Here is a 13106-nt window from a genome sequence, read left to right on the forward strand (position 1 = left end):
TTAAAGGAAATCATCGTGAATACTACAGACACCTCAGCTACGAAATCTGTGAGCCCTGGACTAAGGACCGTGGCATTAAATGCATCACAACAAAACTCCCAAAAAAACAAATTACCACTTCATATCACTGACGTTTGCAATAGTAATGAAAAAATAATTTTTGATGAAAAAGATACCTGTGCTAAAAATCAGCACCAGTATACTAAGCCGCTGCGTAAAATAAAATTCAATCCAGATGTAACTTTCAATAAACCCATCCCGGGCGCAGTCAAGAAACTCTATGACATGGGAGAGTTTTAGTCCATAAATCGTAATGACAGGTTTGTATCACTACACAAACCTGCCTTAATCTAGCGCTAACTCTCTATTTTGCAGCCAATTCCAGTCAATTTATGGCTACATTCCGTTTTTCTCACCCCTTTCCATCGGGTTTTGCAATAAGCGTGAACGAACAGGCTTTGCGGGCGACCTGCCCTTCAACAAAGGCCTCATCCCTAAATGGCTTCGCCATAATAAAGCTACAATCATTTGTATTTGCGGCTTTTAGCAGATTTTCACCCACTGGCGAAACGCTCCTCGTTTCTTTATTACTTAACTTCTCTTTTTGATGCACTGCCTCAACGTTCACCATAGTGCGGGATGATTGAGCGCAGCCTGATAATTTAACCATTAACAAATCCACTCCTGACATAGATATTAAAATTTTTTTATATCCTTTGGTGCCCGCCAAGCTAAGCATATGGGTAAAATTAAATTTGCATAAAAAGATCATTTTTATGGGTGATTATTAAAGTGATATCAGCATTTATTGGCAGTGAAAATGGATTAGCTGCTGATCTAACGATATTAAATTAACTCTATTTGTAACTTTAACGACTAATTCCCCCTGAATTTTATTGCCTGCCTGGCTTCTGTGCTCGGGGCGCTTTGCCTGGTTTTCACCCAGAACAAGACGGGATATACATTTTGCAAATTTGTTTTCTTCCGAACCCGGTCACCTATTTACTTCATCGGCTTTCGGCAACATATTGCCCTGAACTGTGTAGACAGTAAAAAAAGAGGCCCGGCGAAATGAGTCACAGAACACTATCACTAAGCGCTATTCTTGCCCGGCGAGACTGGGAATCTCCGGCGGTTACGCAGCTCAATCAGCTGGCAGCGCATCCCCCCTTTTCCAGCTGGCGAGGTGCAGAAGCCGCGCGCAACGATGCACCGTCACCGTCGCTTAAAAAGCTTAATGGCATCTGGCAGTTTAGCTATTTTCCTCGCCCTGAGTCGGTGCCGGAAAGTTGGTTAACGCAAGACCAGGGGGATGCGAAAGAGATTCCCGTGCCCTCTAACTGGCAAATGCTGGGCTACGATGCGCCGATTTATACCAACATTACTTATCCAATCCCGGTGACCCCTCCTTTTGTGCCGGAAGAGAATCCCACCGGTTGTTACTCGCTCGTATTTGATATCGAACAGGCGTGGTTAAGCAGCGGCCAAACGCGCATCGTGCTTGACGGAGTGAATTCGGCTTTTCATCTGTGGTGCAACGGCATATGGATAGGTTACGCCCAGGACAGCCGCCTTCCCTCAGAATTCGACCTTAGCGCTGCGTTAAAATCCGGCCAAAACCGCATTGCGGTTATGGTGCTGCGCTGGAGCGACGGCACGTATCTGGAAGACCAGGATATGTGGCGCATGAGCGGGATCTTCCGCGACGTTTCGCTATTGCATAAGCCGGATGTCCGAATCAGCGATATCCGACTGGTGACCCATTTAAATGAAGACTTTACCCGTGCCGAATTAGAAGCGTTGGTAATGATTGAGGGGCCTGAGGTTTCAGGCTGCGAAATTGCCGTTCAGCTCTGGTATGCAGACCAACTGATTGCCGTTCATCAGCAGGCCATCGGTAGCGAAATCATTGACGAACGCGGCAGTTATAATGACCGTACCTGCCTGCGTCTGCCCGTTCAAAGCCCGCTGCTCTGGAGCGCAGAGGTACCGAACCTCTATCGCGCCGTAGTGCTGCTCAAACGCGGGAATGATGTCATTGAAGCCGAAGCCTGCGATGTTGGCTTCCGTAAAGTTGAAATCAGCGGCGGATTATTAAAGCTTAACGGCAAGCCGCTGCTGCTTCGCGGCACCAACCGCCACGAGCATCACCCGGAAAACGGCCAGGTGATGGACGTCGAAACCATGCGCCGGGATATTCTGCTGATGAAGCAGCATAACTTTAACGCCGTGCGCTGCTCCCACTATCCTAACCATCCACTTTGGTATCGCCTGTGCGATTACTACGGGCTTTATGTGGTGGATGAAGCGAACATTGAAACCCACGGCATGGTGCCGATGAACCGCCTGAGCGAAGACGCACGCTGGCTACCGGCGATGGCCGAGCGCGTCACCCGCATGGTGCAACGAGACCGTAACCACCCGTCGATAATTATCTGGTCGCTGGGCAATGAGTCCGGCCACGGCAGCAATCACGATGCGCTCTACGGCTGGATTAAATCTAACGATCCTACCCGCCCGGTGCAGTACGAAGGCGGCGGCGCAAACAGTGCGGCAACCGACATTGTTTGCCCTATGTATGCCCGAGTTGATATGGACCAGCCCTTCCCGCAGGTGCCGAAGTGGTCGATTAAAAAGTGGATTGGCCTGCCGGAAGAGAATCGTCCGCTGATTTTGTGCGAATACGCCCACGCCATGGGCAACAGCCTCGGCGGCTTCAGCAAGTACTGGGACGCCTTCCGTCAGCACCCTCGCCTGCAGGGCGGCTTTGTCTGGGACTGGGTAGACCAGTCGCTCACGCGTTACGATGAAAACGGTATGCCGTGGGCGGCCTACGGCGGTGACTTTGGCGACAAGCCAAACGATCGTCAGTTCTGTATGAACGGCCTGGTGTTTGCTGACCGCACGCCTCACCCCGCGTTGTACGAAGCAAAACAGGCGCAGCAGTTTTTCCAGTTCCAGCTTTTGCCCGGCAACCGGCTGGAAGTGACCAGCGAATACTTGTTCCGCCACTGCGATAACGAACATCTTTTCTGGGCGCTGAAGTGCGAGGGGGAAACGTTAGCAAGCGGAGAATACTCGCTCGACTTGCCACCGCAGGAAACCCGGATTATTGAGTTAAGCCTGCCGGAAGTTAGCCGCAGCGGGCAGCTTTGGCTCAATGTCGAAGTGCGGCAGGTGGCCGCTACGGCCTGGAGCGATGCCGGTCATATTTGCGCTAAAGATCAATGGCAGTTGCCGTCAACGCTGGCCGCCCCGCAGAGCGGCAAACCGGGTATTGCACCCGTCCTGCAAATGGATGAGCGCTATGCGGAGGTATTCCACGGCGAGCAACACTGGCGCTTTGAGCGCACAAGCGGCCTGTTTTGCCAGTGGCTTAGCCATCAGCGTCCCGTTCTTCTTACGCCGCTTGAGGATAACTTCACTCGTGCCCCGTTGGATAACGATATCGGCATCAGCGAAGCCGCGCATATCGATCCGAATGCCTGGGTAGAGCGCTGGAAGGCGGCCGGTATGTATAGCCTTACGACTGAACTGCTCGGCTTTGAAGCCTTCTCGTTGGGCAAGGAAGTCCTGATTCGTAGCGAACATGCTTTCCGGGGCAACGGCTGCACGCAGTTTATTAGCCGAAAAAGCTACCGTATGGACTGCGAGGGCGAACTGCATATTAGCGTGGACGTTGAGGTTGCCTGCGGCATTCCGGCTCCGGCGCGAATTGGCCTGAGCTGCCAGCTGGCAGAGATTGAACCGGAGGTTAGCTGGCAGGGGCTTGGCCCGCACGAAAACTACCCCGACCGCCAAAGCTCTGCGCACTACGACCGCTGGACGCAGCCGCTTGCGGCCATGTATACGCCATACGTCTTTCCGGGTGAAAACGGCCTTCGCTGCGGCACAACGTTGCTTGAGTATGGTGAGAACCGGCTAAGCGGTAATTTCCAGTTCGGTATAAGCCGTTACAGCCAGCGCCAACTGCGCGAAGCTACTCACCGCCATCTGCTTAAAGAGGAGGCAGGTTGCTGGCTGAATATCGACGGCTTCCATATGGGCGTCGGGGGCGACGACTCCTGGAGCCCCAGCGTCTCGCCGGAGTTTCTGCTTTCCGGCTCGCGTTACTGTTATGCGATAAGCTGGAAACGCAATTAGCGGGTCAGGCTAAAGCTTTCATCAAGCAGCCCGAGGATATCTTCATCGGGCACCTTATCCAGCAGCACCGTTATCCAGTGCTCTTTATTCATATGATAGCCGGGCAATATGCCCGGCTGCATTCTTAACGAGCCCACCGCCGAGGGCATCACCTTAACGTTAACGATATCTACTATCTCATCGCTCTCGAGTCCGAGTTTCGCCCCAGAAATGCTCAGCACCACGCCAAACCACTTTCTTTTGTAGCGGTGACGCAACACAGCGTAATCCTTAAATTTATCCCACGGATAGTCAGGCTCAACCTGGTATTTTTCAAATACGGCGGCAAAGAGGGCTTCACGTTTCATCGTTTCTCCTTGAATGCGTGCCAGAAACCGGGTGCCTGCACGCTCCGATTATAACGCCATTAGAGGGGGCTCTGCCGCAACGGCTAACCGTTTACGGCTACCCTTTTCTTTTCCGGGCTGATAACCAGCCAGACTGAAACACAGACAATCAGCGCGCCGATGATAAACCCTTCGCTGATGGTCTCGTTTAGAATCAGGTATCCCCATAAGACGCCAAAAGGAGGGATTAAAAAAGTCACCGTCAGGCTACGCAGTGGCCCAATATCAGCAATTAAGCGGAAATAAAAAATATAGGCAACGGCGGTACAAATAATACCGAGCCCAAGCACGCTTAGCCACACATTACCCTGCATCCAGTTTATGGTTGGGCCTGTGCTTACGCTCCAGGCAAAGAATGGAAGCAGGAACAGCGTCGCGCCAACCTGGCTGCCAAAAGCGACAATTTTAGGATCAAGCCCGCCTTTATCAGAGATCCAGCGGCGGGTTAAGAACCCGGCAACGCCGTAGCAGGTAGTCGCCACCAGGCAGGCAATGATGCCAAAGATCTTCTCGTTAGTTGAATGAGTATCGCCGACTGAGGTGATGACCATTATCCCCGCCAGCCCCAGCACCACGCCGACCCATTTTCTGGCGCTAAGCTTCTCGCCAAAGAAGGAAAAGCCGACGATCGCACCCATTAACGGAGTTGTTGCATTTAAGATTGCCGAATACCCTGCGGGTAACAGTTGTGCAGCAAGGCAATACATAAAAAATGGCAGCCCGGAGTTTATTGCTCCCAGCACAAGCGCGGAGCGAAACTTGCCGTCAAAGTTAAAGGATGATTTCAGAATAAAGAGAATAACGGCCAGCCCAAAAAATCCGAAAAAGACCCTTAAAAACGCCGTATTAATAGCGCCAAACTCCGGCGCGGCTATTTTCATAAAGAGAAAACTGGCGCCCCATACCGCGGCAAGAAACAACAATCGGAGATAATCTGATGCTCGCATGCTCTATCCTTCCCCTGTAAAAAGAACTTGTTTTTTCTATGTGTAATAAGACCTTACAAGCATTAAGCCTGGTGGCGACTGTAAACCAGACGCCCGGGTAAACAAACAAGTTTTTCGTCTTCAGGCACGAGTTAGCAAGATTTGGGGTAAGCAGGTAAAGAGCTACATGCGATTTTTAAGACTCACCTTCGTTATGCCTCCGCTCCTTTCTCGCCCTTTCAGAAGCGTTTCTTGAAAGCTTTCCAACATTAACTAACGCATTATCGGAAAAAATATATCGTTGAGTAATTTTTTTTGCCTTTTACCTTTAAAGAGAACACACCTATGAATATGAGTGTCAATAATAATCGTCCTACACACATCTCAAGCCAGTCTTTGCAGCCGGCAAAAGCGGAGCTGCAAAATAAAGAACGTACGCTGGGTTCGGAGATCAGAGGCGTCAAAAACTCGATTGATAAATTAGATACGTCAATCAAAAGTAACCAATCATCACTCAATACGCTCAATGCCATCTCGGATAAGCACGGCGGGGACGCCAGCATCAGACTAAAAGGCAATAACTTCAAACCCGGTTCAGGAAATGCTCTATTCAGCGGTAGTCGCTACCAAAAGGAACGCGCGGATGCGGCATCAAAGCTCGGCGTGCCGGGCAAAGAAGTCTCCGCCTCAAAGGCAATTTCCATCGTTTCTTCGGAGATCAAAAACGACAAAGCAGAACTCACCTCCCTGAGGCAGGATCTTGGGCATAAAGAAGCCGAACTCAAAGACGTCAGGATTATGCAGATTAAAGACGGAAAGCTGGGGAACGTGAGTACCGCTAAAACCGGCACAGACAGTGTTGACCCGCAAACAAAAAAAACCAGGCAGGAATTCTCACTTATTTATCAAAGTGATGCAGGCTGCAAAGCGTTAAATACCGAGGCGCGCTACCAGTCCGGGCAGTCAAAAACACCGGGCAGCCTGAGCGGCAGCAAAGTTATCGCCGAGTACCAAAGAAGCAAAGGCGATGATATTTTCTCCGGCGGGAATAAAGATATAAAAAACACCATTAATGCCTGTTCGACTAACCTCAGTTCGCTGGTCAAAGCTGGCGCTAAAGCGTGGTACACACCGGGCGGTGAAACCATTAAAACACACCGTGGGCAGGGAATGACGCAGGCCGGTTTTAATGCCCTCACCAACGGCCAGACCTATAAGCTGGGCCAGTTTTTCTCCACTTCAAAGAGCGCCAACGTGGCCAAAGAATTCGCCAACGACAGCAAAGATGCGGTAAAAGTCATGTTTGAGGTTGAGGGCAACAGCTCGAGAGGGATCTTTGTGGCTAACGGACTTTCATTCGGTAATAGCGTGACCGAAGAAGAAAAAATTTATTCTCCGCTGGCAAACTTCAAAGTCACCAGGATAGTGCCAGCCGGAGCCAGCGGCATCAACAAAGTCGTACTGAAAGAAGTAAAACCGTCAGATAACGCCAGCCTGCTGCCTTACTGATCCCACAATCCTCTATAACTAATCGCGAAGCGGCAGTAAGAATGCAAAACGACTGCCGCTACATCCCCCATTCAGAACAGGCTGGATAACGCCTCAAGTCTGAGAATGTTACCCGCGTCACAGCTACTGAATATCATCAGTAAAATGGCAAGTTTGTAATTTTGCTTCTCATTCAATTTTCTGCCAGGATTCCTCGCCCTCTTTTTCACGGCCTCCGCAGCCAGAATTAACGGGCGGAAAAGGACGGCGCTTTTTAACTCAAAGGCAGACAGGAATCTCAATGAAAACAAAGACTGAAGCGGAACACCGCGCCGCCAAAAGGCGTTGGTTAAATTCACAGGACTCGGGCTATCACCAGGCGATGGGCAACCGCCACGTACAGATGATTGCCATCGGCGGCGCTATCGGCACCGGCCTGTTCCTCGGCGCAGGCGCCCGCCTGCAGGCAGCCGGCCCCGCGCTGGCGCTAATCTACTTAGTTTGCGGTATCTTCTCTTTCTTCATTCTGCGTGCGCTGGGCGAGCTGGTTATTCACCGCCCGTCGAGCGGCAGCTTCGTCTCTTATACCCGTGAATTTCTCGGCGAAAAAGCGGCCTACGTTTGCGGCTGGATGTACTTCGTCAACTGGGCGATGACCGGCATCGTGGATATCACCGCCGTTGCGCTCTACATGCACTACTGGGGCACGTTTGGCGATGTCCCGCAGTGGATATTCGCCCTGGGTGCGCTGGCCGTGGTCGCCGCCATGAACATGATTGGCGTGAAGTGGTTCGCCGAAATGGAGTTCTGGTTTGCGCTAATCAAAGTGCTGGCGATTGTCGCCTTCCTGATTGTCGGCACCATCTTCCTCGGCACCGGCAAACCTATCGACGGCAACACTACCGGTTTCCACCTGATAACCGACAACGGCGGGCTGTTCCCGCATGGACTGTTGCCTGCACTGGTACTGGTACAGGGCGTGGTATTCGCTTTTGCCTCCATCGAGCTGGTAGGCACCGCCGCCGGGGAATGTAAAGACCCGAAAACCATGGTGCCCAAGGCAATTAACAGCGTTATCTGGCGTATCGGCCTGTTCTACGTGGGCTCGGTGGTGCTGCTGGTGCTCTTGCTGCCGTGGAACGCCTACCAGGCAGGCCAAAGCCCGTTTGTTACCTTCTTCTCGAAGCTTGGCGTACCGTACATCGGCGACGTGATGAACATCGTGGTGCTGACGGCGGCGCTTTCCAGCCTGAACTCGGGGCTGTACTGCACCGGGCGTATTCTACGCTCTATGTCGATGGGCGGCTCCGCTCCGCAATTTATGTCGAAGATGAGCAAGAACCAGGTGCCGTATGCCGGTATTCTGGTAACCAGCGGCGTCTACGTTATTGGCGTATTCCTCAACTATCTGGTTCCTTCTCAGGTGTTCGAGATTGTGCTGAACGTCGCTTCGCTCGGCATTATCACTTCCTGGGCGTTTATCGTGCTGTGCCAGATTCGCCTGCGCAAAGCGATTAAAGAAGGAAAAGCGGAAGAAGTAAGCTTCAAGCTGCCGGGTGCACCGTTTACCTCATGGCTGACGCTGCTGTTCCTGCTTGGCGTTCTGGTGCTGATGGCGCTCGACTACCCGAACGGCACCTACACCATCGCGTCTATTCCGGTACTGGGTGTGCTGCTGACTCTGGGCTGGTTCGGGGCGCGCAAACGCGTGCATGAAGTGGCTCAGCAAGTTCACGATCACCACGAGTAACCCGCCTTACCCCAATCCTCTCCCCGCCGGGAGAGGATTAATCGCTACAGCACTCCGCTATACACCACCGGCCCGGTTGGCTGACCCGTTGGCGAACCGCCCTGCGGCTCAAGGCTGATGGCGATAGTCACCCCACGTGACAACGTCACGCCTCCGTTACCCACTTTGCTCTGTGCTCTGCTATCCAGCAGCCCCAGAGAAACCGGCTTCGCCCCCACCGGAATAGCCCACAGCTGTAGACTATTGTTGGCGGAAATCGCCGCCGTCTGGAGCGGCGTCAGGCTAAGGGTTTTACGTTCGCTGTCTGCACTAACCAGCCACTGCCCCTGCTGGTGCGCGCCGTTAAGCACCACCAGCGGAGCCAGTTCCGGCGCTTTGCTGCTGAAATAAGGCACCAGCGCCACGGCCGCAATACCGGCGGCCAGTGCCCAGCCGAGATAGTTCCAGCTCCAGCGTGAACGCTCATTGCTGCGCTCCGGCGGCAGGCTAAGCTGAATTTTCTTCCACACGCTTTCGGGCGGCTGCTGTGGGGCAAGATGGCTGTCCAGCCCGCCCAGCAGCGTCTGCCAGCGGCCCGTCACGGCGGCAAGCTCCGGCTCAAGCCGAAGGCGCTTTTCAAACCGTAAACGCGCATTGCCGCGCAGCGTGCCGAGGGCATATTCGGCGGCAAGGGCGTTATCTCTTTTTTGGCTGCTGTTCATAGGCCGACACAATCCTTCAGATGATCCAGCGCCCTGCGGATCCAGCTTTTAACCGTGCCGAGCGGCTGTTGAAGCCAGTCGGCGATATCGCCGTGGGACATGCCCTGATAATAGGCCAGCACCACGCTTTGCCGTTGCTCACTGCTTAGTCCGTCGAGGCAGCCACGCAGTCGGCTGGCCTGCTGTTCATCGCACCAGCCGTTATCCTGCTGCTCTTCAACATCCGGCGTTTGATCGCTCAATTCATCTTCCTGATTTGCCGCGCGAGACTGCCCGCTGCGCAACCAGTCAATACAGCGGTTACGCACGATATGGGTAAGCCAGGTGACCGGAGAGCTTAACGCAGGGTCGTAACCTGAAGCCCGGTTCCATACCGTAAGGAATGCGTCATGCAGGCACTCTTCTGCCCAGGAGCGGCGCTGAACGGTACGCAGCGCCACGGCAAAAAGATGGGACGAAGTCTGACGATAAAGTTGCTCAAATGCGCGACGGTCGCCTTCCGCGACCGCCTGCATCAATTTTACCTGCTGTTCTACCAGAGTTTTATCCATAGAGTTCCCGACCGGGCAACAAGCCTGAATCGAGTATAGACACTCACTTCGGCATCAGTACGGTATCAATAACATCGATTACGCCATTTTTCTGATTAACGTCATAAGTGCTGATATTGGCAATGTTTCCTTTGCCGTCTTTAAGCTGAATATTGTGCGGGCCGTTGCTCATAATCCACAGCGGCTGGCCGTTAACGGTTTTCAGTTCCGCGTGCCCGCCGCCCTGCTGAATTTTTTTCTCCAGCGCTTTCATGTCGTACCTTCCGGCAACAACGTGATAGGTAAGGATAGAAGTCAGCGTGGCTTTATTTTCAGGTTTTACGAGATTACTCACTGTTCCAGCCGGGAGTTTGGCAAACGCCGCATCGGTAGGTGCAAATACGGTAAACGGCCCTTTGCTCTCCAGGGTATCCACCAGGCCCGCCGCCTTAACTGCCGCAACCAGCGTGGTGTGGTCTTTGGAGTTCACGGCGTTTTCAACGATATTTTTTGAGGGATACATAGCCGCACCGCCGACCATGACTGAGTCATTATTCATCGCGGCAATGCTGATAGTGCTGAAAAAAGCGGAAGCACACACGGCAGAAGCAAAGTATTTGTTCATTTTGAATTCCTCAGTTGTAGGAGCAAAAGTTGCTCACAACTGGATATACGTTTGAGGTACTCCCGCCGGATGCAGCAATTTTAAAAAAAATTTTGCCCTCTTTTTCATCACTCGCAACCAATAGTTAACGTTACGTGCGCTAATAATTTTCAAAATTTACACACAACCACTAACATATACCCTTCCTGTCCAGAATAACTGGCGCCAGCCGCAAAACACTTCCTGATGAAAATAGCCCTGAAAAACAAGCCTCACAGAATGAAAACCGCGTTCCCTCTTCTTTTAATCCCGGCTCTTACGCCCTGCTTTGCCCACGCCGCCGAAACGGCTAAAAGCGACGAAACCACCCTGCTGGTTACGGCAAAACCGGCTACCGTCTCAGAACTGGATACGCCAGCGGCGGTTAGCGTGGTAAATGGCGACGATATGCGCCTGGCTGCTCCGCGGATAAATCTTTCCGAAAGCCTTAGCAGCGTGCCGGGGCTACAGATACAAAATCGCCAGAACTATGCCCAGGACTTGCAGCTCTCGGTTCGCGGCTTTGGCTCGCGCTCGATGTACGGCGTGCGCGGAGTGCGCATGTATGTTGACGGTATTCCCGCAACCATGCCCGACGGACAGGGGCAAACTTCGAATATTGACCTGAACAGCGTGGAAAGTGTTGAAGTGCTGCGTGGGCCATTCTCTGCGCTTTACGGCAACGCTTCCGGCGGCGTGGTAAACGTTAAAACCCAAACCGGAACCCAGCCGCCAACCCTGGAAGCCAGCAGCTATTACGGCAGTTTCGGCAGCTGGCGCAACAGCGTGAAAGCAACAGGCTCCACCGGCGACGGCACCCACGCCGGAGACGTGGACTACGCGATTTCAGCTTCCAGGTTCACCACCCACGGCTATCGCGACCACAGCAGCGCCCAGAAAAATCTCGGCAATGCGAAATTGGGCGTTCGCCTGGATGACGCCAGCAAGCTGACTCTGATGTTTAACAGCGTGGATATCGATGCCAATGACCCGGGCGGCCTGACGGAGCAGGAATGGCGGGATAACCCGCGCCAGGCTCCGCGAGCAGATCAGTACAACACCCGCAAAACCACCAAACAGACTCAGGGTGGCCTTCGCTACGAGCGCCAGCTCAGCGAGCACGATGATTTAAGCGTGATGATGTACGCGGGCGTGCGAGAAACCACGCAATATCAGTCAATCCCGCTGGCTCCGCAGAAAAACCAGACCCACCCCGGCGGCGTTATTCAGCTCGCGAGGCACTATCAGGGGATTGATACGCGCTGGACGCACACCGGCGATCTGGGCGTGGTTCCGGTGACCTTCACCACCGGTCTGGACTATGAAACGATGACCGAAAAGCGCAAAGGCTACGAGAATTTTGTGGTTGAAAACGGCGCACCGGTATTCGGTGAAAAGGGTAATCTGCGCCGCAATGAGCGCAACCTGATGTGGAATCTCGATCCGTATCTGCAAACCGCATGGCAGTTAACCGACAAACTTAGCCTCGATGCGGGCGTGCGCTACAGCTCGGTCTATTTCGACTCAAACGACCATTACATCGTCGGTAAAAACGGGGATGACAGCGGCGACGCCAGCTACCATAAATGGCTACCTGCGGCCTCGCTCAAATACGCGATAAACGACGGGTGGAATGTTTACACCTCAGCGGGGCGCGGCTTTGAAACGCCGACAATCAATGAACTCTCCTACCGCGATAACGGCGAATCCGGGCTTAACTTTGGCCTCAAACCGTCCACCAGCAACACCTTTGAGGTTGGCAGTAAAAACCGCATAGGCAACGGCCTCTTCACCGCGGCCCTGTTCCAGACCGATACCGATAACGAGATCGTTGTCGATCAAAGCAGCGGCGGTCGCACAACCTACAAAAATGCCGGAGAAACTCGCAGGCGCGGGCTTGAGCTGTCGCTTGACCAGCAGTTCGGCTATGACTGGCGCATGAAAATGGCATGGACTTACCTTGATGCGACGTACCGCAGTAACGCCTGCGGGGCGAGTGACTGTAATGGCAACCGCATGCCGGGCATCGCACGCAATATGGGCTATGCCTCTCTGGAATACGCCCCGGAAGAAGGCTGGTACGCCGGAGCAGATGTGCGCTATATGAGCGATATTCAGGCCGACGACCAGAACGATGCAAATGCGCCAACTTATACCACCGCCTCACTGAATACCGGCTACAAATTGCATGTGAAGCAAAACTGGCTGCTGGACGTCTGGGGCCGGGTAGATAATCTGTTTGATCGGGATTATGTTGGTTCGGTGATTGTAAACGAAGGAAACGGTCGCTATTTTGAACCGGCTCCGGGCCGTAATTATGGCGTGGGCGTTAACCTGAGCTACAGCTTCCAGTAATCATCTCCCCTTCGGCTAAACCCGGAGGGGCGATATAGAACAGGATTTGATGATGGATGCCCGACTCAAAATCTGGCGAGTCGGACATTCGTTTTGAGAAATCACGTTCACCTGCCGAAGGACTTTGACACGTCATCTATGCGGTGAGTAGCTTAACGCTGACATTAAAAGAGGCGTCAGCGGA

Annotated in this window: 11 protein-coding genes; 5 read left to right on the top strand and 6 right to left on the bottom strand. The window is 53.1% G+C overall.

The genetic code is table 11. The features are described from left to right. Positions 1-15: 15 nt before the first annotated feature. The gene (locus tag ACG1VR_RS11870; protein WP_395491034.1) at positions 16-300 is read left to right on the top strand and encodes a hypothetical protein; all 285 of its coding nucleotides are present in this window, start codon (positions 16-18) and stop codon (positions 298-300) included. Positions 301-412: 112 nt separating this feature from the next. On the opposite strand, the gene ACG1VR_RS11875 is transcribed toward ACG1VR_RS11870, so the two are convergent. After that, the gene (locus ACG1VR_RS11875; RefSeq protein ID WP_039898225.1) at positions 413-670 is read right to left on the bottom strand and encodes a hypothetical protein; all 258 of its coding nucleotides are present in this window, start codon (positions 668-670) and stop codon (positions 413-415) included. Positions 671-1071: 401 nt separating this feature from the next. On the opposite strand from ACG1VR_RS11875, the gene ACG1VR_RS11880 reads away from it, so the two are divergent. Then, the gene (locus ACG1VR_RS11880) at positions 1072-4143 is read left to right on the top strand and encodes a beta-galactosidase (RefSeq protein ID WP_395491035.1); all 3072 of its coding nucleotides are present in this window, start codon (positions 1072-1074) and stop codon (positions 4141-4143) included. On the opposite strand, the gene ACG1VR_RS11885 is transcribed toward ACG1VR_RS11880, so the two are convergent. Together ACG1VR_RS11885 and ACG1VR_RS11890 are read right to left on the bottom strand one after the other, a co-directional pair. Next, positions 4140-4490, bottom strand: a complete 351-nt coding sequence (locus tag ACG1VR_RS11885) for an MmcQ/YjbR family DNA-binding protein (RefSeq protein ID WP_016536430.1) — start codon at positions 4488-4490, stop codon at positions 4140-4142. The two genes, ACG1VR_RS11880 and ACG1VR_RS11885, sit on opposite strands and share 4 nt — an antisense overlap. Before the next feature lie 83 nt (positions 4491-4573). Then, on the bottom strand, positions 4574-5476 hold the full coding sequence (locus tag ACG1VR_RS11890) for a DMT family transporter (RefSeq protein WP_172569986.1): 903 nt from the start codon (positions 5474-5476) through the stop codon (positions 4574-4576). Between the two features lie 324 nt (positions 5477-5800). Here ACG1VR_RS11890 and ACG1VR_RS11895 point away from each other — a divergent pair, with 324 nt between their 5' ends. After that, complete coding sequence (locus tag ACG1VR_RS11895; protein WP_395491036.1) at positions 5801-6964, top strand: hypothetical protein; 1164 nt, start codon at positions 5801-5803, stop codon at positions 6962-6964. A gap of 280 nt (positions 6965-7244) precedes the next feature. Next, entirely contained in the window at positions 7245-8693 is a 1449-nt protein-coding gene (ansP, locus tag ACG1VR_RS11900; RefSeq protein ID WP_395491037.1) for an L-asparagine permease, read from the top strand. A 44-nt stretch (positions 8694-8737) separates the two neighbouring features. On the opposite strand, the gene ACG1VR_RS11905 is transcribed toward ansP, so the two are convergent. From ACG1VR_RS11905 to ACG1VR_RS11915, 3 genes are read right to left on the bottom strand one after another with little or no spacing between them, the layout of a single operon-like run. Continuing rightward, positions 8738-9394 (bottom strand): anti-sigma factor domain-containing protein, encoded by a 657-nt coding sequence (locus ACG1VR_RS11905; protein WP_395491038.1) that lies wholly within the window; start codon positions 9392-9394, stop codon positions 8738-8740. Beyond that, complete coding sequence (locus ACG1VR_RS11910; RefSeq protein ID WP_016536424.1) at positions 9391-9945, bottom strand: RNA polymerase sigma factor; 555 nt, start codon at positions 9943-9945, stop codon at positions 9391-9393. Before ACG1VR_RS11910 ends, ACG1VR_RS11905 begins: the two co-directional genes overlap by 4 nt. Positions 9946-9988: 43 nt before the next feature. After that, on the bottom strand, positions 9989-10549 hold the full coding sequence (locus tag ACG1VR_RS11915; RefSeq protein WP_016536423.1) for a fasciclin domain-containing protein: 561 nt from the start codon (positions 10547-10549) through the stop codon (positions 9989-9991). A 258-nt stretch (positions 10550-10807) separates the two neighbouring features. On the opposite strand from ACG1VR_RS11915, the gene pqqU reads away from it, so the two are divergent. Continuing rightward, positions 10808-12922, top strand: coding sequence for a TonB-dependent receptor PqqU (gene pqqU, locus ACG1VR_RS11920; RefSeq protein ID WP_395491039.1), 2115 nt, complete (start codon positions 10808-10810; stop codon positions 12920-12922). Positions 12923-13106: the final 184 nt, after the last annotated feature.

Source organism: Cedecea davisae (assembly GCF_044095835.1).
Taxonomy (GTDB): Bacteria; Pseudomonadota; Gammaproteobacteria; order Enterobacterales; family Enterobacteriaceae; genus Cedecea; species Cedecea davisae.

Coding starts and splice junctions, on each gene's coding strand:
- ACG1VR_RS11875 (WP_039898225.1), bottom strand. CDS start 670: ATGGTTAAATTATCAGGCTGCGCTCAATCATCCCGCACTATGGTGAAC.
- ACG1VR_RS11880 (WP_395491035.1), top strand. CDS start 1,072: ATGAGTCACAGAACACTATCACTAAGCGCTATTCTTGCCCGGCGAGAC.
- ACG1VR_RS11885 (WP_016536430.1), bottom strand. CDS start 4,490: ATGAAACGTGAAGCCCTCTTTGCCGCCGTATTTGAAAAATACCAGGTT.
- ACG1VR_RS11890 (WP_172569986.1), bottom strand. CDS start 5,476: ATGCGAGCATCAGATTATCTCCGATTGTTGTTTCTTGCCGCGGTATGG.
- ACG1VR_RS11895 (WP_395491036.1), top strand. CDS start 5,801: ATGAATATGAGTGTCAATAATAATCGTCCTACACACATCTCAAGCCAG.
- ansP (WP_395491037.1), top strand. CDS start 7,245: ATGAAAACAAAGACTGAAGCGGAACACCGCGCCGCCAAAAGGCGTTGG.
- ACG1VR_RS11905 (WP_395491038.1), bottom strand. CDS start 9,394: ATGAACAGCAGCCAAAAAAGAGATAACGCCCTTGCCGCCGAATATGCC.
- ACG1VR_RS11910 (WP_016536424.1), bottom strand. CDS start 9,945: ATGGATAAAACTCTGGTAGAACAGCAGGTAAAATTGATGCAGGCGGTC.
- ACG1VR_RS11915 (WP_016536423.1), bottom strand. CDS start 10,549: ATGAACAAATACTTTGCTTCTGCCGTGTGTGCTTCCGCTTTTTTCAGC.
- pqqU (WP_395491039.1), top strand. CDS start 10,808: ATGAAAACCGCGTTCCCTCTTCTTTTAATCCCGGCTCTTACGCCCTGC.